The organism is Flagellimonas halotolerans (assembly GCF_035818535.1).
Lineage (GTDB): Bacteria > Bacteroidota > Bacteroidia > Flavobacteriales > Flavobacteriaceae > Flagellimonas > Flagellimonas halotolerans.
The window spans coordinates 268,943-293,449 of sequence record NZ_JAYKYV010000002.1 but is presented as its reverse complement, the minus strand read 5'-3'; the positions used below and the strand labels follow the sequence as shown (position 1 = coordinate 293,449).

Genomic DNA, 24,507 nt, shown 5'->3' with positions numbered 1-24,507 from the left:
TGGCCTACTTCATGAAAGCAAGCTCTAAAAAGTATACCCTTAATTTTAAAGTCCCCAGCGGTACCTCGCGCGGTGTAATGACCCAAAAAGAAACTTGGTACATCATCCTTAAAGATGCTAATGCATTTGGAATAGGGGAGTGCGGAATATTGCGCGGATTGAGCGTTGATGACCTGCCCGATTATGAACAACAACTTGCTTGGGCCTGCAATAACATCCATTTAGGAAAAGATGAATTGTTGCATCATTTAAGGGCTTATCCGTCCATTCAGTTTGGGCTGGAACAGGCCTTGTTGTCGTTACAATCCAAAGACCCGTTTGAGCTTTTTCCGTCCGATTTTACGAAAAAGGGATCCCCAATACCCATAAACGGGCTTATTTGGATGGGCGACGAGGCTTATATGCTAAAACAATTGGAGCAAAAACTGAAAGATGGTTTTGGCTGCATCAAAATGAAGATAGGAGCCATTGATTTTGAAAAAGAAGTTTCTATCCTTAAATCCATCCGAAAAAATTTTACCCCAGAAGAAATAGAACTGCGTGTAGATGCCAATGGAGCGTTTTCACCCGAAGAAGCCATGGAAAAATTGGAAAAATTGTCGGAATTTAAAATACATTCAATTGAACAGCCCATAAAAGCAGGTCAGTGGGAAGAAATGGCCAAGCTTTGCAAAAAAACACCATTGCCCATTGCATTGGACGAGGAATTGATTGGAGTTTTTGATGTAACACAAAAAGAAAAATTGCTACAAACCATACAACCGCAATATATCATATTGAAACCAAGTTTGGTCGGCGGGATAAAAGGTAGCCAAGAGTGGATAGATTTAGCAGAAAAACAAAGCATTGGTTGGTGGATTACAAGTGCGCTGGAAAGCAATATTGGGCTAAACGCCATTGCACAGTATACGTATTCGCTGGACACAACAATGCCGCAAGGGTTGGGAACAGGTAGCCTTTTTACCAACAATATAGCAAGTCCTTTGGAAGTAGCCGAGGGCAAGCTTTTTTACAGCCGAACAAATGGCTGGGATATGGATTTAATTCAAGAAATATGTACATAGAGCAAGCGTATAAAGGATTTACAGAGCGTTGGAGGTATTTGGTCGGTTTGTTGATTGTTTTTATTGGTTGGCAGGTGCTTGGAGGAATTCCCCTTATTTTCGCCTTGATTTTAAAGTCGGATTTTATGAATTCCATACCGACGGATTATGGTGCCATGGCCGAGACTCTAGGTCTCAACTTGTTTTTTCTTTTGGTACTCCTGACCTTTTTGGGAGGAATGGTAAGCTTATGGTTTGTTGTAAAGTTCATTCATAAGTTGCCATTCAAGGATTTCACCACTTCTAGAAAAGGGATTGATTGGAGACGAATCGCTTTTTCCTTTTTCCTTTGGGGGATAATTTCATCTGGACTGGTTTTCCTGGATGTGTATCTGTCTCCCGAAAACTATGAGTTCGATTTTAATCCTGGACCATTCTTTATGTTGGTCATTATTTCAGTAATTTTTATCCCTGTCCAAACCAGTTTTGAAGAATACTTTACCCGCGGCTATTTAATGCAGGCCATTGGAATTGCTTCAAAGAACAAATGGCTTCCATTTTTGATAAGTTCCTCACTTTTTGGACTATTGCACATTTTTAACCCAGAGGTAGAGAAATTGGGCTATGGTGTTTTGGTATATTATATAGGAACCGGTTTTTTTCTTGGCATATTGACTTTAATGGATGAAGGACTGGAATTACCTTTAGGTTTCCATGCAGCCAATAATTTTTTTACGGCCATTCTGGTTACGGCGGACTGGACAGCCTTCCAAACCAACTCACTTTATAAAGATGTTTCGGAACCCGTATTGGGCTGGGATGTTCTGATTCCTGTTTTTGTGGTTTATCCCATTTTGCTGTTTATTTTCTCAAAAAAATACGGCTGGAAGAACTGGAACGAACGCCTTTTTGGAAAAGTGTTGACCAAAGAAGAATATGTAGCAATTAGCGATGGAGCATCCGACTTGGCATAATGTCCACCCCGATTTTAGGTTAAACAATATTCCATCAAATTTTGAAGGTCTACCTAAAATAGGTCAAACCCTCATAAAGGAAGGAAAGCCGTTTGAAAAAAGCATTGGAGACTTTTTGTTGGACTGGTCTTCGGATGAGTCAACAATGAAAGTCCACACTTCTGGATCTACGGGCAAACCTAAAACCATAGTGCTTAAAAAAAAGCAAATGGTAAATTCCGCACTGGCTACGGGAACATATTTTAAATTAGAGCCCAAGCATAAGGCCCTTTTGTGTTTGCCATGTGCCGGAATTGCTGGTAAAATGATGTTGGTACGAGCCATGGTTCTCGGTTTACATTTGGATTGTGTGGAACCCTCATCGACACCCTTGTCAAATACTAATAAAACCTACGATTTTGTGGCCATGGTGCCCTTACAGGCCCAAAATTCCTTGAAAGATTTAGTAAGGGTCAACAAACTGATTATTGGTGGCGCACCCGTGGATTCAAGTTTGCAAAGCAAGCTTACGCTAACTGTTGAAGCTTACGAAACCTATGGGATGACAGAGACCATAACCCATATTGCCATAAAACGAATAACTGATGATTCAGTTAATAGTTTTGAGACGCTGCCCCATGTTTTTGTAAGCCAAGACAATAGGGGGTGTCTGGTAATTGATGCACCTAAAATTTCAGACCGGAAAGTCGTCACCAATGATTTTGTGGAACTTGTAAGTAACACCAAGTTTAAATGGCTGGGCAGGTATGATTCCATAATCAATTCGGGCGGAATCAAATTGGTTCCCGAAACGATTGAGGAAAAACTATCAAGTGTAATACAATCACGCTTTTTTGTTACTGGCATACCAGATGAAACTTTGGGACAAAAATTAGTGCTCTTAGTAGAAGGCGTTTCAACCGATGGGCGTGAACTGCATCAAACCATCAAGGAATTAAAAACGCTATCAAAATACGAGGTGCCCAAGGAGGTTTATTTTGTAAAAGCCTTCTCGGAAACTGCAACTAAAAAAATCAATAGGAAAAAAACAATTCAGCTGATTGCTTAATTTTATAAGCATCAAACTAAAAAATCAACCATGCGAAAAACCATCAACCTAATAGTACTGCTATTGCCCTTTATTGCCATTTCCCAACAAATACTCCCCGAAGTGGAACGTGCGAGGGTAGTGGACGAAATCCTTGAGGATAGGTTCAATAATTTACTGCCTAAATTAATGGACGAGACCGGATTGGATATGTGGATATTAATATCCCGTGAATACAACGAAGACCCTGTTCTTAAGACGATGCTTCCCGCAACATGGTTGAATGCAAGACGAAGGACTATCATCCTCTTTTATAGGAATAAGGAGAACAACACAATAGATAAATTGGCCGTCTCCCGTTATAATATCGGAAAAAGCATTATTTCCGCTTGGGATAAGGACAAAGAGCCCAATCAGTGGAAACGTTTGATGGAATTGATTACCGAACGGAACCCTGAGAAAATAGGGCTCAATTTTTCCAAGGACCACAACATAGCCGATGGTCTTGATAAAACGGATTACGATGAGTTTATGTCCAATCTACCTAAAAAATACCGATCCAAAGTGGTTTCCGCAGAACAACTGGCAGTACGTTGGATAGAGACCCGTACACCTCGGGAAATGACCATTTTTAATCAGTTGACGGATATTACCCACGACATTATCGCCGAAGCTTTCTCGGAAAAGGTGATTACGCCTGGCGTTACCACCACCACCGAAGTGGAATGGTGGATGCGTCAAAAAGTTACGGATTTGGGTCTGGAGACTTGGTTTCATCCTACCGTGGATGTTCAGCGGACAAGTGAAGAGTTGGTAGGTCACCTATATTCTTTTTCGGGAAGACCAGATGACGAAGTCATCCAACAAGGGGATCTGTTGCACTGCGATTTTGGAATCACCTACTTGCGTTTAAATACGGACTGCCAGGAACTAGCCTACTTACTTAAACCAGAAGAAACCGAAGCCCCCTCTTTTTTGGTGAACGCTTTATATGATGGTAACCGTGTACAAGACTTTCTCACCCAAAACATGGTAGCGGGCAGGGTAGGCAACGAGATTTTGGCCAAAGCCCTGCAAGATGCGAAAGTTGCTGGACTAAGACCATCAATTTATACACATCCTTTGGGTACCTATGGACACTCTGCCGGGACCACTATTGGTATGTGGGATGCACAAGGCGGGGTTATGAAAGATGATGGTGAAAACTATCCCTTAAATCCCAACACCGCCTATGCTATTGAACTGAATGCCACCGTAAACATCCCCGAATGGAACAGGGACATCCGCATAATGCTGGAAGAACCTGGTTTTTTTGGTGAAGATGGGTTTCGATACATTAATGGACGACAAACCGAATTATTGTTGGTCCCAAGGCCAAAATCGCATTTAGGGAACTGATTATTTTTTTGTAGATTTAGTAACCTTCTAATTTTCAAGTTGCTATGAGGTTGCTATATTTTACAGGAGTATTTATTTTGTTTTCTGGTATGGCCTATGGTCAAAATCAGATCAAAGGACGTGTCACTGATGGTAAATTGGCATTGTCCAACGTTCAGATTACCAATTTGGCTACTGGATGTAAAACGGCGTCTGATGCCGAGGGCCAATACCGAATTATGGCCAAGACCCGTGAAGAAATTCAATATACCTACATGGGTATGGATACCGTCACCATTATCGTTGAAGATATTACCCGAATTTTGAACATAGCCATGCAACCTAGAATCGAAGCATTGGATGAAGTGGTCGTATCTAAATCTATTTTAAAAGGGCAGAAAGAAATGGAATTAGAATATAATTCAAGCCCTAAAATTATAAAATCTTCTTTTGGTTATATGGATCAAGAGACGTCAAGTTTTCCTTTACGAATAATTGGTGAAGATGAAATTGATAGAGCACCCAACTTGAATTCATTGATTGTTGGACGGTTTGCAGGTGTAAATGCATTTTGTAATCTTACAACGGACGAACTGATTGTAAAAATGAGATCGATTCAAAGTGTATCTTCACACAAAAGCATAGCGGTTTTCGATGTGGATGGTGTGGTTTTGACTAAAGTTAATTGCAGCCAACTTCTGGGAAATGTGAAGAGAATAGCCTTTATATCTTCATTGACGGCAACATCCCTGTATGGTACACTTGGTGTGGGAGGTGTTGTTTTAATCAACACCAAAACCGGCACAGTTACTCCACGTGAAAACAATAAACCTTTCGATCAAGCTAGACTGAGAAACAATTTTGTAAAGGAAGGTCAGGTAAAAGAAAGAATAGATGCGCAAACATTGCCCGTTTATTTAGAACGACTTTACCAAAGTGAATCCGCAGCAACAGCCAAAAACATTTACAGTAAAATGAAGGGAACCTACGGTAATCACCCGTATTTTCTTTTGGATTCCTATACTTATTTTTATGAGGAACGCGGGGAGGAGGACTTTGCAGAGGAAATTTTGGAAAGATTTATAAATGTAACCGATAAAAACCCAGTGATGCTGAAAGCGCTCGCCTACACGTTGGAGAGCGAGGAGAGGTACGAAAAGGCGCATGAAATCTATAAAAAAGTTTATTCATTACGTCCTGATTATGCCCAAAGCTTTATAGATATGGCCAATAGCTATCGTAATTTGGATCAACCCAAGTCCGCAACCACTTTGTATGCAAGGCATGCATATCTTCAGGATGAGGGAATGTTGCCTGTGGATAGTATGGAACTGGGGATGATCATGAAGCGCGAAATCAAGAATTTGTTCACTCTGGAGAACAGCACCTTAAAAATCAAGGATAGAAAAAAGGATAAGGAAGCTAAATATGCTGCTAGACTTGTTTTTGAGTGGAACGATTCGGAAGCCGAGTTCGATTTGCAGTTTGTAAACCCAAGCAATCAATATTTCAACTGGAAACATACCTTGGCCGAAATGCCAGAGAGGATTCGTTCCGAAAAGAAATTGGGCTATTCCATGGCCGACTTTTTGCTTGATGATGAATTGCCGGGCATATGGAGGATAAATGCAACCTACCATGGCAACAAACAATTGACGCCCTCTTACCTAAAAGTTACCATTTACCGCAACTACGGCAGCAAATTGCAAAGCAAAGAGATTAAGGTTTATCGTTTGGGCACCAAAGGCGCCAATCAGCATTTGTTTGATTTTACTTTTCCCATCAACGTAGTCAACAATTGAAAACACTTTTCTCAATACTATTTTTGTTCGGAGTTGTGACCTTGAGCTTTGCACAAAAAAATATCGTAGGCCATGTAAACGATGGTAATAAACCCTTGTCCAATGTGAAAATCATTAATCTTTCGTCTGAAGAAAGTACAACATCAAATACAGAGGGAAGGTATGAGATTCTAGCTGCTCCGAGGGAAGAGCTTCAATATACGCACATGGGCATGGATACCATCACCATTATCGTTGAAGATGTTACCCGAATTTTGAACATTGCCATGCAACCTAGAGTAGAATTGTTGGATGAAGTGGTGGTAACCAAGAAAATTAGCAGGCAAAAGAACCTTGCAATGAATTATTTCATGGATTCAACCATAGTACATTCATCGTTCGGATATATCAGTCCTGCTACTGTAGCCTATCACTTAAAAGTGATTGACGGCTCAGAATTTACACAAGGTTCAGATGTATTGCGGGCGATTGCAAGTAGAAGGTCAGGGATTAGGATAGGCACAAATAGTAATCCTTCCACAGGACGTTCTGTTCGAACTTTGTTTTTAAGAGGGGGAGGCTCAATCAATAATCAAAAACCTGCACTGTTCGAGGTGGACGGAAGCATTTTTACAGACCCACCTATATGGCTCGACGTCTCCAACATACAGCGTGTAGGCATTATCCCAGGGATTCAGGCGGTATGGCGTTATGGACATATCGCTAGTGGTGGTGTAGTAATCATAAACACAAATAACGGTGTGCACGGACTGCGGGAAGAAAATAGCCTTAAAATTTATGATCAAGCTAGACTGCGAAACAATTTTGTTACTGGAAAAGTTGTATCAAGTTCTGAAGCTAAGGACGATTTGCCCCTGTACTTAAAGGAAATGGCAAATGCAGTAGGTTTAAATAAAATGATTCAAACCTACCATAACTATGAAAAGGATTTTTCCGGAGTCCCCTATTTCTACTTGGATGCCTACTCTTTGTTTTTTAAGAAACATGGAAAAGGAGAAGCGGATAAAATAATAGTCGAGAATTTTAACTTTTTTGAAGAAAACCCTGTTTGGTTAAAAGCATTGGCCTTTACGTATGAATCTCAATCCCGTTTTGATAAGGCTTATGAGGTTTACAAAAAGATTTACTTGTTGCGACCCGATTATACTCAAAGCTTTATAAATATGGCCAATAACTACCATAATCTAGGTAAAACGGAACAAGCAGCTTTACTTTATGCGCGGCACGCGTATTTGCAAGGTGAGGGTTTAATATCTTCAGGTGACAAAGAACTATCAGCTATAATTGCTCGGGAAATTGAAAATTTGTTTGGCGCTAAAATGAATAAAAATAATAGTCCGCTGGGTGATTATACCACCAGACTTGTTTTTGAGTGGAACGATTCGGAAGCCGAGTTCGATTTGCAGTTTGTAAACCCAAGCAATCAATATTTCAACTGGAAACATACCTTGGCCGAAATGCCAGAGAGGATTCGTTCCGAAAAGAAATTGGGCTATTCCATGGCCGACTTTTTGCTTGATGATGAATTGCCGGGCATCTGGAGGATAAATGCAACCTACCATGGCAACAAACAATTGACGCCCTCTTACCTAAAAGTTACCATTTACCGCAACTACGGCAGCAAATTGCAAAGCAAAGAGATTAAGGTTTATCGTTTGGGCACCAAAGGGGCCAATCGGCATTTGTTTGATTTTACTCTTCCCTCACCAATGGCCCAAAGCAAATAAATTATACTTGTAGCACTCCCATATTAAATTGCTTTATAATGGGAGCATGATTGGCGGCCTCAACCCCCATGGAAATCCATTTACGGGTATCCAACGGGTCGATTATGGCGTCCGTCCAAAGTCGGGCTGCAGCGTAATAGGGAGATATTTGGTCATCGTACCGTTGCTTTATGTTATCAAAAAGTTCTTTCTCTTTTTCGGCATCTACTGGTTTTCCACTTTTTTCTAAACTTGCCTTTTCAATCTGCAAAAGCACTTTTGCGGCAGAATTTCCGCTCATAACGGCAAGTTCGGCACTTGGCCAGGCTACAATCAATCTTGGGTCATAAGCTTTTCCGCACATGGCGTAATTTCCCGCTCCGTAGCTGTTGCCAATTACAATGGTAAATTTGGGCACTACCGAATTGCTAACGGCATTCACCATTTTGGCACCATCTTTTATAATACCGCCATGCTCACTTTTACTGCCCACCATAAATCCGGTAACGTCTTGTAAAAACACAAGTGGAATCTTCTTTTGATTGCAATTGGCAATAAATCGGGTTGCCTTGTCCGCGGAATCGGAATAGATGACACCGCCAAACTGCATCTCACCCTTTTTGGTTTTGACAACCTTTCTTTGATTGGCTACAATGCCTACGGCCCAACCATCTATGCGGGCATAGCCTGTTAGTATTGTTTTGCCGTAACCCTCTTTGTATTGCTCAAATTCGGAATCGTCCACCAAACGCTTTATAATTTCCAACATATCGTACTGGTCGCTTCGGGATGCGGGCAATATGCCAAAAATATCATCAGGATTCTCGACCGGTTTCTTGGCTTCAACCCGATTGAAGCCCGCCTTGTCAAAATCCCCGATTTTATCTACGATGTTCTTTATTTTGTCCAAAGCATCCTTGTCGTCCTTGGCTTTGTAATCTGTTACTCCACTAATTTCGGAATGCGTCGTAGCGCCGCCCAAGGTTTCGTTGTCAATACTCTCCCCGATGGCAGCCTTTACCAAGTAACTTCCTGCTAAAAATATGCTCCCAGTTTTGTCGACGATCAAAGCTTCGTCACTCATAATGGGCAGGTAGGCACCACCAGCTACGCAACTACCCATAACGGCTGCAATTTGGGTAATTCCCATACTGCTCATCACGGCATTGTTTCTAAAAATGCGTCCAAAATGTTCTTTGTCAGGGAAAATCTCGTCCTGCATGGGTAAATATACCCCTGCACTATCCACCAAATAAATAATGGGCAACTTATTTTCGATGGAAATTTCCTGTGCGCGTAGGTTTTTCTTTCCGGTAATGGGAAACCAGGCACCCGCTTTTACGGTAGCATCGTTCGCCACGACAACACATTGTTTGCCTTGCACATAACCCACTTTTACCACAACACCGCCCGAGGGACATCCACCGTGTTCCTCATACATGTTTTCCCCGGCAAAAGCACCTATTTCAATGGATTGTCCATCATCATCCAGTAAATAATCAATACGTTCCCTTGCAGTCATTTTGCCTTTGGCATGATGCTTTTCAATACGACTTTTACCACCGCCGAGTTTCACTTTGGCCAATCTACGGTTCAGGTCTGAAAGTTTTAATTTATTGTGGTCTTCGTTCTTATTGAAGTTTATATCCATTCTTTTTGAAAATTCATTTAGTTGGTTAAAGATAAGGAGTTATAATTATTACTTTTGAACTCTATGGAAACCAAAATAAGATGGGGCATTGTTGGCCCAGGAAAAATAGCTAGAAAATTTGTATCGGACCTTATGCTCGTTGATGATGCCGAGATTGCTGCGGTGGCATCAAGGTCATTGGAACGTGCCGAAGCTTTTGCAAATGACTATAATGTACAACACACTTTTGGAAGTTATGATGCATTGTTCCGGTCAGGAACAGTAGATGTGGTTTATATAGCCACACCGCATAATTTTCATAAGGAATTGTCCGTAAAAGCCCTTGAAAATGGTATTGGGGTACTTTGTGAAAAACCAATGGGCGTCAATAGGGCGGAAGTGGTGGAACAGGTAAATGCTTCCAAACAAAACAACGCATTTTTAATGGAGGCCATGTGGTCTAGGTTCAATCCATCCATCAAAAAAGTAAAGCAATTGGTTGATGAAGGGGTGGTGGGTGATTTGAAATACATCCATGCGGATTTTGCATTTTACGGTTTGGACAGAGATTTGGACTCTAGATTATTGAATCCCGATTTAGCTTCGGGCAGTATATTGGATATAGGTATTTACCCCATTTTTCTATCTTATTTGTTGTTGGGCATGCCAGATGATATTATGGCTACATCCAAGTTCCATGAAAATGGAACAGAACTCCAAACCAGTATGATTTTTGATTATAAAGAAGCCCAATCAATCCTCTATAGCGGACTTACAAGCGATTCTAAAATGGAGGCTGAAATATCAGGTAGCAAAGGACAGTTGTTTTTAAAACCTAGATGGCACGAAGCAGACGAGTATACCTTGGCAAAAGATGATAAAACCAATAAGTTCAGTTTGCCTTTAACCGGAATTGGCTACTACTACGAGATTTTGGAGGTGCACAAATGTTTGTGTGAAAACAAAATTGAAAGTGACCTATGGTCACATCAAAATAGCTTGGATTTATCAGAGTTGTTGGACAAGGTCAGGGAAAAAAGTGGTGTAAGCTTCCCTTTTGAAACATAATCCTTAATAATAACTTTACATTATATCTATTTTTACGATATTTGAAACCCTTCAGAAATTTAAACAATGATTATGAATAAGAACACAGTGCTGGCCTATGCCACATGGATTATGATTTTGGTAGGTTTGGGTATGATAGCACTTGGAGCTTTTAAATATGATGAAGTAGCAGGATGGGGCTTTGCTGCTGTTGGAATTGGATTTTTTGCCGTAGCTTGGGTGTTCAACGCCTTAAAAGGCAGAGTATAGCCTCTTTTTCTTAAACCATTTAATTTATAGTAGATGTCAGACGATAAAAAAGTCATTTTTTCAATGTCTGGGGTTACCAAGACCTTTAAAACGGCCAACACCCCTGTACTTAAAAACATATACCTAAGCTTTTTCTATGGCGCCAAAATTGGAATTTTGGGTCTAAACGGTTCGGGTAAATCCACCTTGTTGAAAATAATCGCAGGGGTCGATAAAAATTATCAGGGAGATGTGGTTTTCTCTCCAGGTTATTCTGTTGGTTATTTGGAGCAGGAGCCACAGTTGGATGAGGATAAAACCGTTCTTGAAGTGGTAAAGGAAGGTGTTGCCGAAACCGTCGCCATTTTGGATGAGTACAATAAAATCAACGATATGTTCGGTCTGCCCGAAGTATATGAGGATGCGGACAAAATGCAAAAGTTGATGGACAAGCAAGCTGCGCTTCAAGATCAGATAGATGCTTCCAATGCTTGGGAATTGGATACAAAACTGGAGATTGCGATGGATGCCCTTCGTACTCCAGAATCTGACAAGAAAATAAGCGTACTTTCCGGCGGTGAGCGTAGAAGAGTGGCATTGTGCCGTTTGTTGTTGAAAGAACCGGACGTGCTTTTGTTGGATGAGCCTACCAACCACTTGGATGCCGAGTCGGTACATTGGTTGGAGCACCATTTGGCACAATATAAAGGAACGGTTATCGCTGTAACACACGACCGTTATTTCTTGGACAATGTGGCTGGTTGGATTTTGGAACTGGACCGCGGAGAGGGTATTCCCTGGAAAGGAAACTACTCTAGCTGGTTGGATCAAAAAGCGAAACGATTGGAGCAGGAGAGCAAACAAGCTTCCAAACGCCAAAAAACATTGGAACGAGAGTTGGATTGGGTTCGCCAAGGCGCCAAAGGAAGACAGGCAAAGCAAAAAGCCCGTTTAAAGAATTATGACAAACTCCTGAGCCAAGATCAAAAACAGATGGAGGAGAAGTTGGAAATTTATATTCCCAATGGACCACGTTTGGGAACCAATGTGATCGAGGCCAAGGATGTAAGCAAAGCTTTCGGTGACAAATTGTTATACGAAAACTTGAACTTTAACCTACCACAGGCAGGGATTGTTGGTATTATTGGCCCGAACGGTGCCGGTAAGACCACTATTTTTAAAATGATCATGGGCGAGGAGACTCCCGATAAAGGGGAGTTTATCGTTGGTGAAACTGCAAAATTGGCCTATGTGGACCAATCGCATTCCAATATTGATCCCGAAAAAACCATTTGGGAGAATTTTAGCGACGGCCAAGAATTGATTATGATGGGAGGAAGGCAAGTAAATTCACGCGCCTATTTGAGCCGATTCAATTTTTCAGGAAGTGAGCAGAACAAAAAGGTGAACATGCTTTCCGGAGGGGAACGTAACCGCCTCCATTTGGCGATGACATTAAAAGAAGAAGGCAATGTGTTGCTTTTGGATGAGCCTACCAACGACTTGGATGTAAATACGCTTCGTGCTTTGGAAGAAGGTCTGGAAAACTTTGCAGGCTGTGCGGTGATCATTTCGCATGACAGGTGGTTCTTGGATAGGATTTGTACCCACATCCTTGCTTTTGAAGGCGATTCGCAAGTATATTTCTTTGAAGGCTCTTTCTCTGATTACGAGGAGAACAAAAAGAAACGCTTGGGAACGGATATTATGCCCAAGCGTATCAAGTACAAAAAATTGATTCGTTAAAAAAGGAGAAAATTATTCTTCTCCGCCGAGATTTTTGATGCCTTCCTCCAATAACTTTTTTGCTTTTTCCAAATAGGCTTTTTGGTGGGCTGCTAAGCTGTTAGGGTCTTGATTGTTACCCGCAGAGGCTGGACCAATGGAACTGGATAGTTCCACCAATTGCTCAATGGCTTGCTCCGCTGATTGGAGTTTGTCATTGGCATGTTTTTCAAAAACCTTGATCATTTCCAGTTCCATAGAGTTAACGGAAGCAGTTTTGGTTTTTTCTTCAACAGCATTTTCTTCGTAGTAACTAGAAGAATCTACGGTCGCAGTTGTAGTTGTTGAATTACCAAGGGTACATTGGTCAATAATTGTAATCAATTCGTTGATTTCCCCAAGAGCCTTTTTTGTGAAAAACCTACCAGTTTCCCAGTCAACCGGTTCTATGGCCTTGTCCAAGGTTTCCATGGCGTCCAAGGTTTTGTTTTTGGCTTTGTCGCAACTACATTCGGCCATAAACGCTTCAGATTTTTCCAAAGCGGTACGTGCCCTTTCGGCATAATACATTTGATGCTCAAAATTCGTAGCGTTCATGGCTTTTTTGCCATGGCTGAGCGCATAGGTTACTTTAGCGTAAAAATTGTCACATTGATTAGAGTAGGTAGCTTGTACGGCAAAAAAGATTGCCAAAACTACTAAAACATGGGATTTGGGAGCCATATTCAAGTTTTTTGGTTATTAAGTTTGTTGTTCTAACGATAAAATTAGGTAATTATTTCACATACCTAAAAATCATCGTTGGGATACCAGTCCAATTGTACCACTTCAATATCGGAATCTCCTTCGTTCACAATCGTTTTGAATTTTTTAACATCACTTACCTCGGGTCTTCCTCTAAAGTGATATGGGTAAACTTGTTTGGGTTTGAATTCCAACACTGCATCGGCAGCGCTTTCCACGGTCATGGTGTAGGGTAGGTTCATACAAATGAATGCTTTGTCAATATTTTCCAAGGAACGCATTTCTGGAATATCTTCGGTATCGCCTGAAAAATAAATACGTTCATCACCAAAGGTGAAAACATAACCATTTCCTCTGCCTTTTACATGGAAGTCTTTGGCCTCTTCACGCAAATTGTACATAGGAATGGCTTTTACGGAGAAACCAGCGATTTCTTTGGTCTCTTCATTCTCCATAGTAATTGTTTTGGAAGATAAGTTTTCCTCCATTTGTAGTTTTACGGCATCGGGTGCAATAATCTGTACACCTTCAAGATTTAATTCATTTAAGGTTTCTGGATTAAAGTGATCGCCATGTATATCGGTAATAAAAATTATGTCTGGCGATTTTTGCCCCTCAAAAGCTGCTTTGCCGCCAACGGGATCTATATAAATGGTATTTCCGTTCCACTCAATTACGGCTGTAGCATGTTCAATAGGTATTATTTCCGCGGCTACTGGAGCTTCAACTTCCATTGTGGTTTCTTCTACTTCGGCAGTTTTTTCATTCTTTTCTTCCTTCTGTTTACAGGAAATCAGGAATATCAGCAAAGCACTTGCAGTTAAAAGTATATTTTTTATCATGGTCAATCATTTTTAAATCCTCCTAAAAATAAGGGATAAAGGGCAGAATAGTAATTTTTTGTGAACATTATTTTAAATCAAATAATCCAAATACAAATCTGATGCGTATATAAACCAAATGCGATTGATTAATAACCTTAAACGAGAATCAATTAAAACAAAAAGTTATGACTGAAACAAAAAATAACAATAACGGATTGAAGGTAGTTGCTGGTCTGTTAGGTGTAGTTCTTTTGGGAACCATTATTTACACTGTTAGTCTTTATCAAGATAAAAAAGCAACCACAGAAGCCCTTACTCAAGAGAAGGAATTGGTTGTAGAGGATTTGAACAACTTAAAATCTGAATACGACAAGGCTATTTTGGAAAGCAACGCTACCAACGAAGAATTGGTTGCTGCTAGAGATAACATCGCAAAGTATATCGATTCTGTAAGCAGTATGAAAGCTGACATTGCTACACTTTCCCGTTACAGAAGACAAGTAAGTGTTCTTAAAGCTGAAAGAGAAGAACTATTGAAACAAGTTGATTCCTTGACGCAATCCAACAGCTTGTTGGCCATGCAAAGAGACAGCACTTTTGCCGAATTGGAACAACAAACAGTTTTCAACGATTCTTTGATCATCCAGAACACTCAATTGGCCGATGCTGTTGAAAAAGGTTCTGCACTTAATCTAAGCACTATTAGTGTTGACGCCATTAAAGAAAGAAACAGTGGTAAATTGGTTTCTACAAGAAGAGCTAGAGCCACTGATAAATTTAAAGTTTGTTTTACGATTGCCGATAACTTAATCGCCGAAGCTGGAGACAGAGAATTCTATATCGAAGTTCTTGGACCACAAGGTAACGTTCTAGGTGAAGGTCTTACAAAAACTACAGAAGAAGGTAGCTCCCTTACGTACAGTAAAGGAACAAACTTTTACTACGAAAACGATGCTTTGGACGTATGTGACTATATAAACAAGCCTAGTGGAGATTTCCAAGATGGAAATTACATGGTAAATGTTTATGACAACAAGTTGAAATTGTTGGGCACTTCCAGCTTCGAATTGAAATAGTAAACACACACTATCACCATAATAAAAATGCCCGTCCAATTTTGGACGGGCATTTTTTATGTCTTTAAAATAAACTATTTAAGGCTACCTACCATATCTTCTGGTTTAACCCACTCATCATATTCTTCGGGGGTTACATAACCAAGGTTAATGGCTTCCTCTCTGAGGGTTGTTCCATTTTTGTGTGCTGTATTGGCAATCTCGGCAGCTTTATAATAACCGATTTTCGTATTCAACGCAGTAACCAGCATCAGCGAATTGTTCAACAAGGTTTTAATGGTCTCGTGGTTTGGCTCAATGCCGGCAGCACAGTTTACATCAAAACTTACACAGGCATCGCCTATCAATTGGGCAGATTGTAAGATGTTGGCTGCCATAACGGGCTTGAAAACGTTGAGCTCGTAATGTCCCTGTGTGCCACCAACACTAATGGCAACATCATTACCCATAACCTGTGCGCAGACCATGGTCAAGGCTTCACATTGGGTTGGATTCACTTTACCGGGCATAATGGAACTGCCTGGTTCGTTGGCCGGAATTATAATTTCCCCGATACCGGAACGTGGACCAGATGCCATCATGCGGATATCGTTGGCGATTTTGTTTAAAGAAACGGCCAATTGTTTCAATGCACCATGACTTTCCACAATAGCGTCGTGTGCGGCCAATGCTTCAAACTTGTTTTCAGCGGTTACAAAAGGTTTTCCGGTAAACTCGGCAATATATTTTGCAACAAGAACATCATATCCTTTTGGAGTGTTCAAACCAGTACCTACAGCGGTTCCACCAAGGGCAAGTTCGCTCAAGTGGGGCAAGGTGTTCTTCAAGGCCTTTAATCCATGGTTCAATTGGGAAACATAGCCAGAAAATTCTTGACCCAGGGTTAGGGGAGTGGCATCCATCAGGTGGGTTCTACCAATCTTCACCACATCCTTAAACCCTTCGGATTTTTTCTGTAAGGTGTTACGTAGTTGTTCTACACCGGGAATGGTTACTTCTACTATTTTTTTGTAGGCGGCAATGTGCATTCCCGTAGGGAAAGTGTCGTTGGAAGATTGACTCTTGTTTACATCATCGTTGGGTTGAATGGTTTTTTCGCCCTCACCAATTTTTTTACCGGCAATTTCGTGCGCACGGTTGGCAATTACCTCGTTCACGTTCATATTGCTCTGTGTGCCCGAGCCTGTTTGCCAAATCACTAAAGGAAACTGGTCGTCATGTTTCCCTTCAAGTATTTCGTCACAGACTTGGGCAATAAGGTCTCTTTTTTCTTGGCTTAGTACGCCAAGCTCGTGATTGGAATAGGCAGCTGCCTTTTTTAAATACGCAAATCCGTACACTACATCCAAGGGCATGGATGCGGGAGCACCAATTTTAAAGTTGTTTCGGGAACGTTCAGTTTGGGCGCCCCAATATTTATCGGCGGGTACTTTTACCTCGCCCATGGTATCTTTTTCAATCCTAAAGCTCATAGTTTAAAATTTTGTTGTACAAAGGTAGGATATAGGGCATTTATATGGTAGTTAAGCAGGATAAATACATTTTTTTGACCTTGTATTTGTTTTTTTTGACAAGAAGAAAGTATCTTTGTTAAAACAAAAGGAGTAAAGATGTTCGAATTTGACCAATATTTAGGTTTTTTAGCTTTTCTAACAATTTTGACAATCGGTTTTTGGTTGATGATATTCTTGTTGACCTTTGTAGTTCCTTATTGGTTGATCGGTAACCTAAGGGAAATGTTTAAAGAAAGAAAAGAGGCCAAACGCGCCCAACTAGAAGAATAAAAAGAAAAACAAAAAGAAGCCAATTGGCTTCTTTTTGTTTTTAAGATTAGTTTTCATTTGGTTTGAGAACTAATTTTTTGTCTTGTTTAAAATCAAATTACGTAAAGCAAAAAAAGCAGTCGTTCGGCTGCTTTTTTATTTAAGTTTCGGGGAAACTCGCTTTTTTGTTAATCTTAGTATTGTCCTTCGCCATCATCGTCACCAGGACCTTGTTGTCCGCCCCTTTGGCGTTGCTCCTTAGGTTGGTTAAACCTATAAATAAAGGATAAGTTTACCTGTCTTTGTCTCCACTGGAACTCACTGTCCGATGTAAATGTAGGTGTTTGTGTAAAAGACCGTCGCTTTCTGGAGTTGAACAAGTCACTGGCATTTAAGGATAATGTAGCCTTATCATCGAAAAGATCTTTGCTTATCGCTAAGTTTAGCGAGAACATTGGATCGGATTCTGTTTGGGCATTTTGCCTTGGGCCCATATAAAAGGAGTTGGCCTGAAGCTCTAATTTTCCAGGCAATGTAAACTTGGAGCTCAAACGGGCAAAATAGCTGGAATTGGTTGTTCCATAATCGACCCCGTTAAATGTTCCATCTGAAGAAAAAGTGAAAAAGTTGAAACTACCGTTCATTCTCCACCATTTAGTAGGGTTGTACATTACACCTGCTTCGGCACCGATACGCTCGTTGGTGGATAGGTTTATGGGAACCCTTCTAATGATCTGGATACCATCCGAAGTAAATTGACCCGTATTTTCGGTAATAAACTCAAAAGATTGTGTTTCCCGTTGATAATATACAGAAGAGGTAAAGGTTATCTTTTTCCACCTCTTCATATAACCCAAATCAAAAGCATTGGCAAAGGCCGGATCTAAGTCTGGATTTCCTTGAAAAACGTTTGTCCTACTAGATCTGGATGGAAATGGGTTTATAAACCAGCCCCTTGGCCTGTTTATCCTCCTGTTGTATCCAAGCGAAATGTTTTGGGTTTCCGAAATTTCGTATACAAAGTTGACCGTAGGGAAAAGTCCTAAGTAGTTCTTATCAAAATTAAGGTCAACATCTTCCCCCACAAGTTCTTCCAAAGCCTGGCTATCTATACTGGCATCTACCTCACCCCTCAATTCCGTATTTTCCAAACGTAAACCAAGTAACACAGAAAATTCACCGTACTTGTTCCCATATTGGGTGTAAAGTGCATTCACATTTTCGTGATAGGTAAATAAGTTGGTAAGGTCTTGATTGGTAATGAAATTGCCTGTTCCTTGATCTAGGGTATCCAACTGGTAATCGTTTACCTCTTTTTCAAAAGTACCTCGGTAACCCGCCTCAAACTGAGCATCTCCCATGGGCAAAACGTAATCAATCTGAGCCAGAATATCGTCCTGTTTTTGTTTTTCGTAAATGTTTTCGAGTGCTATCAAACTATCACTTGGCACCGTACGATCTTCACGAATACCGGTCAAAACATCCTCATTATCATAAGAATACTGAAAATCAGCAGTCAACTTCTGTCCATCATCATCAATATTGTTGGTGTAATTAAAAGAGAACTGTCGGCTGTTGTCCTTCTCTGCTTGATCTTCCGTTCTAAAGGTTCTACTGTTGATGCTTCCATCAGAAAACCGTTGATTGTCATTTTCAGTCAGATTATTTTCATCTGACCATCTGTAGAAAAAGCTACCGGTAATCGAGGATTTTTCGGTTATAAAATACTCCATACCAATATTTACATTGAAGCCATCATCATTTCTACTGATATCTCTGTCTTCGTAAATTCTATCAAATTCACTTTGTTCGGATAGATAGGTATTATCATTGTAACCGCCTCCTGGAGATTCTCGGTGAAAATACCCCAAGGTGTTAAAAATATTGAACTTTTCAGTTCGGATATTAAAGTTGGTAGTGGCTCTGGCATTAAAGGGGATTCCTCCTGTTAGGTTAATAGAACCATTGATGCCCAAGGTCTTCTCCTTTTTAAGCACAATGTTCAAAATACCTGCGGTACCTTCGGCATCATAACGGGCAGAAGGACTGGTAATTACCTCCACCTTTTCTATGGCATCGGCAGGTAGTTGCTGCAGTACATCGGTAGAGCCAAAACCGGCCAATGCGGATGGTTTCCCGTTGATTAGGATACGAACATTATCGTTCCCCCTTAAGCTAATGCCTCCCTCTACATCTACGGAAACAGAAGGGATATTGCCCAAAGCATCACTAACGTTGCCACCACTTGTAGTGATGTCCTTTCCAATGTTATACACTTTTTTGTCCAAACGTACCTCAACAGTGGTTTTTTCACCTACCACCTCAACTTCTGCAAGTTGGGCAACATCTGGGGACAAAGTAATTGAACCTAAATTGGTATCCGAATTGTACGTTTGTCCTTTTTGGGAGTATGTTTTATATGAAATAAATTCTACTCTAATATTATAAGTTCCAGGTGTGGTTTCAACTTCAAAATTACCAGAGAGGTCAGTGATTCCGCCAGTAACTTTGTCCGGGTTATCCGTATTTTGCAACACAAATGTCGCATATTCCAATGGTTGTCCAGATTCCGAATCAACCACTTTACCTGTAATAGTTATGTTTTTTTGGTCTTGTTGCGCCTTCCCTTTAAAAATAGCCAGGGTCAATAGCAGCAACGGGATAATAATCCTTTGCATAGTTTGATTTTTACGCTGCAAAAATTGAAGGAAAAAAGGAGGCTACGAAATATAAATCCCCCAACAACGCAATTGAACCTGCGAATGACCTTAAAGAATTGTTAATCCCTGTTTTTCTTCTTTTTCTTCTTCTTTTTTTTCTTTTTGGCTTTGAAGTGGTTCTCTTGCAGTTCCATAAAGGCTTCGTATTTGTCTTCAGGCAGACCTGCCTTTAATTCGGCGTCTTGGCGTCTCTTTATTTTCTCGATTTCCTCTTTCATTTTAAGAGGTTCCAGTTCCAAGATTTGAAGCTCTATACGTTGTTGCACAGATTGCACCAATGAAGTGCGTACTACAGCTTGCTCAAAAGGGTCCAAGCCTATTGCCTCGGTGATGGAGGGCATTTGTTCGTCCACTAATTCCTCTGCAGTTGGAGGGGTTTCTTCTTTTTGGTTGTCCACAGGACCCGCTTGTGGCACATAACTACGTCCTCTGCCATACATGCCGCGAGAACCGTATGGGGAACCATAACCATATTGTGCATACATATCGTTAATGGCCAACATACCTATGAATAGGGTAATCAAGAAGAGGGTTTGTGTACTTTTCATGGGCTAAATATAATATTTAGGATTCATTTATATGCGTATTCGTTGTTAAATGTAGCTGTATATCAGAGTTATAGCAACTTGGCAATATTCTCTGGAGGTCTGCCCACAACTGCTTTTTTTCCATTCACAACAATGGGTCGCTCTATCAATTTTGGGTTTTCGGCCATCGCGGTGATCACCTCATCATCGGTCAGGGTTTTGCCTTTGAATTTTTCTTTCCAAATGGCTTCGGTTTTACGTACCAAATCTATTGGGGAAATTCCTAAATAATCAACTAAGGTTTTAAGCTCTTCTTTACTGGGAACATCGTCCAAATATTTTACAACTTCAAAATCTTTTCCAGATTTTTCCAATATGGCCAATCCTTCTCTGGATTTTCGGCATCGTGGGTTATGGTATATTTTAATCATGATTATTGTGTTATTCCTGTTCTTCTTTTTGTCCCATCATCATCAAATAGGCCTTTAAAAATGCGTCCAAATCACCGTCCATAACAGCATCCACATTTCCGGTTTCCTGTCCAGTACGTACATCTTTTACCAGTTTATAGGGGTGCATCACGTAGTTTCTGATTTGTGAACCCCACTCAATCTTCATTTTGGAGGATTCTATTTCGGCACGTGCCTCTTGTTTTTTCCGAAGCTCGATTTCGTACAGCTGTGATTTCAACATTTTCATGGCTGTGGCCCTGTTGTCGTGCTGAGAGCGTGAATCGGAACAGGATATTTGGATTCCAGTTGGCTTGTGCACCAATTGGACCTTGGTCTCCACTTTGTTTACATTCTGACCGCCAGCACCACTGGAACGTGCTGTGGTAATCTCAATGTCGGACGGATTCACTTCAATCTCGATACTGTCATCCACCAACGGATACACATATACGGAAGCAAAGGAAGTGTGCCGCTTGGCATTACTATCAAAAGGGGAGATGCGCACCAAACGATGGACTCCATTTTCTCCTTTGAGCCAACCAAAGGCATACTCCCCTTCAATTTCCAAGGTAACGGTTTTAATTCCAGCTACATCGCCCGCTTGGTAATTGAGTTCCTTTATTTTGTAGCCATTTTTTTCGCCCCACATCATATACATTCGCATTAGCATGGAGGCCCAGTCGCAACTTTCGGTGCCACCGGCACCTGCGGTTATTTGAAGTACTGCCGTGAGCTCATCACCTTCGTCCGATAGCATATTGCGGAACTCCAGTTTTTCAATGGCCAATTGGGCTTTTTCAAACTGTTTGCTCACTTCCTCTTCAGAAACTTCACCCGCTTGTTGAAATTCCATAAGCACCTCAAGGTCGCCGATCAAGGTTTTGGCTTCCTCAAAATCTGCTACCCAATTTTTTTTGGATTTAATGGACTGCATTTGTTTTTGGGCTTCTTGTGGATTGTCCCAAAAACCAGGAGCAAGAGTTTTTTCTTCCTCGTTCTCTATTTCAATAAGTTTGGCATCAATGTCAAAGATACCTCCTTAACGCACCAAGGCGCTCAATAAGATCTTTCTGCTGATCTGTGGTTATCATGTATCGTATTTTGGGGTAAAAATAAGTTTCTTTCTGCACATGACCTTGGAAAAAGATAAGTTCAAGCACCCAAGTTCAAGTTCAAATATCAAAGACGGGAGTTACTGCTGACTGTATAATGACCTCCGACTTCGGGCTTCGGACATCAAACTCAAGCTCAAGCATCAAGTTCTAGTTCAATCTCCAACTTTCAAGTACAAGTTTCCGATTGTATGTTTTAAATTCAAATAACCGAACCCAGAGAATCTATAATGTATAAGTCTATCATCTTATATCGAAATGTAAAATGAATTCCATATTTTTAGGAACAATATATCAACCAGATTATGAAGAACACAACTACGCTCATCACCTTATTTTATTTTGTTTGTGCCTCATTGGCAGCACAAACCTTTGAAAAAGCTAAAGACTTCCAGAAATTCAATGGCTACTTCAATTTTTTCTACGACGATTCAACTGACAAAATCTATCTTCAGGTAGATGAGCTCGAAAAAGAATTTCTATATGTTTATGCACTGAGCAGTGGCATCGGTAGCAACGATATTGGACTTGATCGTGGCCAGTTAGGCAACGAACAGGTAGTATTCTTTCGCAAAGCGGGAAAAAAACTGCTTCTGGTTCAGCCTAATCTGGAGTTTAGGGCCATCACCGACAACGAGTTGGAAAGAAAATCCGTGGAGCAGGCCTTTGCAAAATCAATCTTGGAAGGATTTGAAATTGTTGAGGAGTCCAAAGGGAGCTACCTTATAGATTTCACCGACTTTTTAATGCGAGACGCCCATGGAGTTTCCAACCGATTAAAGAGAGCTAAGCAAGGTTCGTACAGTTTGGACAAGTCCAAAAGTGCTTTGGCCTTTGATCGCACAAAAGCATTCCCTAAAAATGTGGAGTTTGATGTAACCTTAACCTTTAAAGGAGACCCACAGGGAGATTGGATTCGTTCGGTAACGCCTACAGCCAGTTTGGTAACCGTGGCACAACACCATTCATTGATTGAATTGCCCGATGATGATTTTGAGAAAAGGCTTTTTGATCCCCGAAGCGGGGGATACCCATTCTCTTATTACGATTATGCCACACCGGTAGAAGAATCTTTGGTAAAAAGATTTATAAGAAGACACCGTTTAAAAAAGAAGGACCCCAACGCCGAAGTGAGCGAAGCTGTTGAGCCGATAATATATTATTTGGATAACGGAACCCCGGAACCTATCCGTTCAGCCCTATTGGATGGTGGAAAATGGTGGAACCAAGCGTTCGAGGCAGCAGGGTACAAAAATGCCTTTCAAATGAAAATGCTACCGGATGATGCAGACCCTTTGGACTTGCGTTACAATGTGGTACAATGGGTGCACCGTTCCACACGAGGGTGGAGCTATGGGGCCAGTGTTGTAGATCCACGAACCGGAGAAATCTTAAAAGGGCACGTTAGTTTGGGGAGTTTGCGCATTCGTCAAGATTTTATGATAGCCCAGGCCTTGATGAACCAACCATTTGAAGAAAGAGACGACAACTATCAACCTATGTTGGAGTTGGCCTTGGCAAGAATCCGTCAGCTTTCCGCACACGAAATAGGACATACGCTCGGTTTTGCCCATAATTTTGCAGCAAGCACCAACAATAAAGCATCTGTAATGGATTATCCGCACCCACAATTTGAGTTGGATGGAGGTGAAATCAGTTTTAAAAATGCCTACGATACTGGTATAGGTGAATGGGACAAAGTAACCGTAGCCTATGCCTACTCCGATTTTCCAAGCGAAACCAACGAGCAAGAAGCGTTGAATGCTATTTTGAAGAAAGCCCAGGACGATGGATTGCGCTATATTTCCGATCAAGATGCCCGCCCTAAAGGCGGTGCACATGTGTTGGCCCATTTGTGGGACAATGGAAAAAGTGCCAGCCAGGAATTGGAGAGCATGTTGGAGATACGGAAAAAAGCGATAGAAAACTTTTCAATAGACAATATTAAAACAGGCGAAGCCTATTCTGTTTTGGAAGATGCGTTTGTTCCTCTGTATTTCTTCCACAGATACCAGACCGAGGCCGTTTCCAAGGTTATTGGTGGTTTGGATTATAATTATGCAGTTAAAAATGGTGGTCAAACGCCTGTAAAACAGGTCAATCAAGATGTTCAAAAAGCAGCAATGGAATCCATTCTAAAAACATTGGACGCCGAGGTGATTGCGGTTCCTAAGAACAAATTAGACCTTTTTCCGCCAAGAGCCATCGGTTTTAGCCGCTCCAGAGAATCCTTTAAAGGCAGGACAGGCGTAAGTTTTGATGCCCTTTCCGTTGCGGAAACTGCTGCAGATATGACTTTGGAACTATTGCTTCACCCTGAGCGAGCTTCCCGTTTGATTCAGCAAAAAAGCTTGGATAAAGGTCAAATGGGTTTAAAAGAAGTTTTGGATGAAACCATTAAAGGTACATTCGACCTTTCTCATCGCGATGATTACGAAGCAGAAGTACAAAACACCATCAATTTTAGAGTACTTTACCACATTATGAATTTAGCTGCTCACAATGAAGTGCATCCACAAGTAAACGCCATTGCCAACGAAGCATTGAATGATTTAAAAACACAATTATTGGGCAATGGCAAAAATGCCATATCGGCAGAAATGGTCAAGAGAATTGATGCATTCATGAAAAAGCCATCAGAATTCAAACTTATTCCAGTTGAAAAAATTCCAGATGGGTCGCCCATTGGTATGGACTGCATGGACTAAA

The 24,507-nt window shown here is 40.9% G+C and carries 20 protein-coding genes; 12 read left to right on the top strand and 8 right to left on the bottom strand.

The window, feature by feature from the left end:
* The first annotated feature begins 11 nt into the window (after nt 1-11).
* Genes menC through VM932_RS04480 form a run of 6 tightly spaced genes read left to right on the top strand, consistent with a single transcriptional unit; the run spans nt 12 to nt 7,950 of the window.
* Nucleotides 12-1,064, top strand: coding sequence for an o-succinylbenzoate synthase (gene menC, locus VM932_RS04505; RefSeq protein WP_326277361.1), 1,053 nt, complete (start codon nt 12-14; stop codon nt 1,062-1,064).
* Complete coding sequence (locus VM932_RS04500) at nt 1,055-2,017, top strand: CPBP family intramembrane glutamic endopeptidase (protein ID WP_326277360.1); 963 nt, start codon at nt 1,055-1,057, stop codon at nt 2,015-2,017. The genes menC and VM932_RS04500 overlap by 10 nt, the downstream gene beginning before the upstream one ends.
* Nucleotides 1,995-3,065 (top strand): AMP-binding protein, encoded by a 1,071-nt coding sequence (locus VM932_RS04495; RefSeq protein WP_326277359.1) that lies wholly within the window; start codon nt 1,995-1,997, stop codon nt 3,063-3,065. The genes VM932_RS04500 and VM932_RS04495 overlap by 23 nt, the downstream gene beginning before the upstream one ends.
* Before the next feature lie 30 nt (nt 3,066-3,095).
* On the top strand, nt 3,096-4,442 hold the full coding sequence (locus VM932_RS04490) for a M24 family metallopeptidase (RefSeq protein ID WP_326277358.1): 1,347 nt from the start codon (nt 3,096-3,098) through the stop codon (nt 4,440-4,442).
* Nucleotides 4,443-4,486: 44 nt separating this feature from the next.
* Nucleotides 4,487-6,223, top strand: a complete 1,737-nt coding sequence (locus VM932_RS04485) for a DUF2135 domain-containing protein (RefSeq protein ID WP_326277357.1) — start codon at nt 4,487-4,489, stop codon at nt 6,221-6,223.
* Nucleotides 6,220-7,950 (top strand): DUF2135 domain-containing protein, encoded by a 1,731-nt coding sequence (locus VM932_RS04480; RefSeq protein WP_326277356.1) that lies wholly within the window; start codon nt 6,220-6,222, stop codon nt 7,948-7,950. Before VM932_RS04485 ends, VM932_RS04480 begins: the two co-directional genes overlap by 4 nt.
* 1 nt (nt 7,951) lies before the next feature.
* On the opposite strand, the gene VM932_RS04475 is transcribed toward VM932_RS04480, so the two are convergent.
* Nucleotides 7,952-9,580: an acyl-CoA carboxylase subunit beta gene (locus VM932_RS04475; RefSeq protein WP_326277355.1), complete on the bottom strand. Its 1,629-nt coding sequence runs from the start codon at nt 9,578-9,580 to the stop codon at nt 7,952-7,954.
* Between the two features lie 63 nt (nt 9,581-9,643).
* Between VM932_RS04475 and VM932_RS04470 the strand changes: the two genes are divergently transcribed.
* From VM932_RS04470 to ettA, 3 genes are all read left to right on the top strand, one after another.
* Nucleotides 9,644-10,627 (top strand): Gfo/Idh/MocA family protein, encoded by a 984-nt coding sequence (locus VM932_RS04470; RefSeq protein ID WP_326277354.1) that lies wholly within the window; start codon nt 9,644-9,646, stop codon nt 10,625-10,627.
* A 66-nt stretch (nt 10,628-10,693) separates the two neighbouring features.
* Entirely contained in the window at nt 10,694-10,876 is a 183-nt protein-coding gene (locus VM932_RS04465; protein WP_326277353.1) for a CAL67264 family membrane protein, read from the top strand.
* Nucleotides 10,877-10,909: 33 nt separating this feature from the next.
* Entirely contained in the window at nt 10,910-12,601 is a 1,692-nt protein-coding gene (gene ettA, locus VM932_RS04460) for an energy-dependent translational throttle protein EttA (RefSeq protein WP_326277352.1), read from the top strand.
* A gap of 12 nt (nt 12,602-12,613) precedes the next feature.
* On the opposite strand, the gene VM932_RS04455 is transcribed toward ettA, so the two are convergent.
* Nucleotides 12,614-13,303 (bottom strand): hypothetical protein, encoded by a 690-nt coding sequence (locus tag VM932_RS04455; RefSeq protein WP_326277351.1) that lies wholly within the window; start codon nt 13,301-13,303, stop codon nt 12,614-12,616.
* A gap of 65 nt (nt 13,304-13,368) precedes the next feature.
* Nucleotides 13,369-14,166, bottom strand: coding sequence for an MBL fold metallo-hydrolase (locus tag VM932_RS04450; RefSeq protein WP_326277350.1), 798 nt, complete (start codon nt 14,164-14,166; stop codon nt 13,369-13,371).
* Nucleotides 14,167-14,333: 167 nt separating this feature from the next.
* Here VM932_RS04450 and VM932_RS04445 point away from each other — a divergent pair, with 167 nt between their 5' ends.
* Nucleotides 14,334-15,224, top strand: coding sequence for a hypothetical protein (locus VM932_RS04445; protein ID WP_293162847.1), 891 nt, complete (start codon nt 14,334-14,336; stop codon nt 15,222-15,224).
* Between the two features lie 74 nt (nt 15,225-15,298).
* On the opposite strand, the gene fumC is transcribed toward VM932_RS04445, so the two are convergent.
* The gene (gene fumC / locus VM932_RS04440) at nt 15,299-16,696 is read right to left on the bottom strand and encodes a class II fumarate hydratase (RefSeq protein WP_326277349.1); all 1,398 of its coding nucleotides are present in this window, start codon (nt 16,694-16,696) and stop codon (nt 15,299-15,301) included.
* Between the two features lie 138 nt (nt 16,697-16,834).
* On the opposite strand from fumC, the gene VM932_RS04435 reads away from it, so the two are divergent.
* Nucleotides 16,835-17,008, top strand: a complete 174-nt coding sequence (locus VM932_RS04435) for a hypothetical protein (protein WP_014034293.1) — start codon at nt 16,835-16,837, stop codon at nt 17,006-17,008.
* 173 nt (nt 17,009-17,181) lie between these two features.
* Here VM932_RS04435 and VM932_RS04430 read toward each other — a convergent pair whose 3' ends face one another.
* The 4 genes from VM932_RS04430 to prfB all read right to left on the bottom strand — a co-directional run bounded on the left by VM932_RS04430 (nt 17,182) and on the right by prfB (nt 21,777).
* Nucleotides 17,182-19,665 carry a TonB-dependent receptor gene (locus VM932_RS04430; RefSeq protein WP_326277348.1) on the bottom strand — a complete coding sequence of 828 codons (2,484 nt, stop codon included), beginning with the start codon at nt 19,663-19,665 and terminating at the stop codon, nt 17,182-17,184.
* A 101-nt stretch (nt 19,666-19,766) separates the two neighbouring features.
* On the bottom strand, nt 19,767-20,255 hold the full coding sequence (locus VM932_RS04425; RefSeq protein ID WP_326277347.1) for a hypothetical protein: 489 nt from the start codon (nt 20,253-20,255) through the stop codon (nt 19,767-19,769).
* 68 nt (nt 20,256-20,323) lie between these two features.
* Nucleotides 20,324-20,665, bottom strand: a complete 342-nt coding sequence (gene arsC / locus VM932_RS04420; protein ID WP_293162859.1) for an arsenate reductase (glutaredoxin) — start codon at nt 20,663-20,665, stop codon at nt 20,324-20,326.
* A gap of 10 nt (nt 20,666-20,675) precedes the next feature.
* A protein-coding gene (prfB, locus tag VM932_RS04415) for a peptide chain release factor 2 (RefSeq protein WP_326277346.1) occupies nt 20,676-21,777 on the bottom strand; the annotation gives its coding sequence in 2 pieces (ribosomal slippage) (nt 20,676-21,713 and nt 21,715-21,777; 1,101 coding nt in all).
* 326 nt (nt 21,778-22,103) lie between these two features.
* Here prfB and VM932_RS04410 point away from each other — a divergent pair.
* Nucleotides 22,104-24,506 carry a zinc-dependent metalloprotease gene (locus tag VM932_RS04410; RefSeq protein WP_326277345.1) on the top strand — a complete coding sequence of 801 codons (2,403 nt, stop codon included), beginning with the start codon at nt 22,104-22,106 and terminating at the stop codon, nt 24,504-24,506.
* The last annotated feature ends 1 nt before the right edge of the window (nt 24,507 follow it).

Bases quoted from the DNA above. Each gene is read 5' to 3' on its own strand.
- VM932_RS04495 (WP_326277359.1), top strand. From the start codon at position 1,995: ATGGAGCATCCGACTTGGCATAATGTCCACCCCGATTTTAGGTTAAAC.
- VM932_RS04500 (WP_326277360.1), top strand. From the start codon at position 1,055: ATGTACATAGAGCAAGCGTATAAAGGATTTACAGAGCGTTGGAGGTAT.
- VM932_RS04410 (WP_326277345.1), top strand. From the start codon at position 22,104: ATGAAGAACACAACTACGCTCATCACCTTATTTTATTTTGTTTGTGCC.
- VM932_RS04470 (WP_326277354.1), top strand. From the start codon at position 9,644: ATGGAAACCAAAATAAGATGGGGCATTGTTGGCCCAGGAAAAATAGCT.
- arsC (WP_293162859.1), bottom strand. From the start codon at position 20,665: ATGATTAAAATATACCATAACCCACGATGCCGAAAATCCAGAGAAGGA.
- VM932_RS04455 (WP_326277351.1), bottom strand. From the start codon at position 13,303: ATGGCTCCCAAATCCCATGTTTTAGTAGTTTTGGCAATCTTTTTTGCC.
- VM932_RS04450 (WP_326277350.1), bottom strand. From the start codon at position 14,166: ATGATAAAAAATATACTTTTAACTGCAAGTGCTTTGCTGATATTCCTG.
- VM932_RS04475 (WP_326277355.1), bottom strand. From the start codon at position 9,580: ATGGATATAAACTTCAATAAGAACGAAGACCACAATAAATTAAAACTT.
- VM932_RS04490 (WP_326277358.1), top strand. From the start codon at position 3,096: ATGCGAAAAACCATCAACCTAATAGTACTGCTATTGCCCTTTATTGCC.
- ettA (WP_326277352.1), top strand. From the start codon at position 10,910: ATGTCAGACGATAAAAAAGTCATTTTTTCAATGTCTGGGGTTACCAAG.
- VM932_RS04425 (WP_326277347.1), bottom strand. From the start codon at position 20,255: ATGAAAAGTACACAAACCCTCTTCTTGATTACCCTATTCATAGGTATG.
- VM932_RS04485 (WP_326277357.1), top strand. From the start codon at position 4,487: ATGAGGTTGCTATATTTTACAGGAGTATTTATTTTGTTTTCTGGTATG.
- VM932_RS04430 (WP_326277348.1), bottom strand. From the start codon at position 19,665: ATGCAAAGGATTATTATCCCGTTGCTGCTATTGACCCTGGCTATTTTT.
- menC (WP_326277361.1), top strand. From the start codon at position 12: ATGAAAGCAAGCTCTAAAAAGTATACCCTTAATTTTAAAGTCCCCAGC.
- VM932_RS04445 (WP_293162847.1), top strand. From the start codon at position 14,334: ATGACTGAAACAAAAAATAACAATAACGGATTGAAGGTAGTTGCTGGT.
- VM932_RS04435 (WP_014034293.1), top strand. From the start codon at position 16,835: ATGTTCGAATTTGACCAATATTTAGGTTTTTTAGCTTTTCTAACAATT.
- VM932_RS04465 (WP_326277353.1), top strand. From the start codon at position 10,694: ATGATTATGAATAAGAACACAGTGCTGGCCTATGCCACATGGATTATG.
- fumC (WP_326277349.1), bottom strand. From the start codon at position 16,696: ATGAGCTTTAGGATTGAAAAAGATACCATGGGCGAGGTAAAAGTACCC.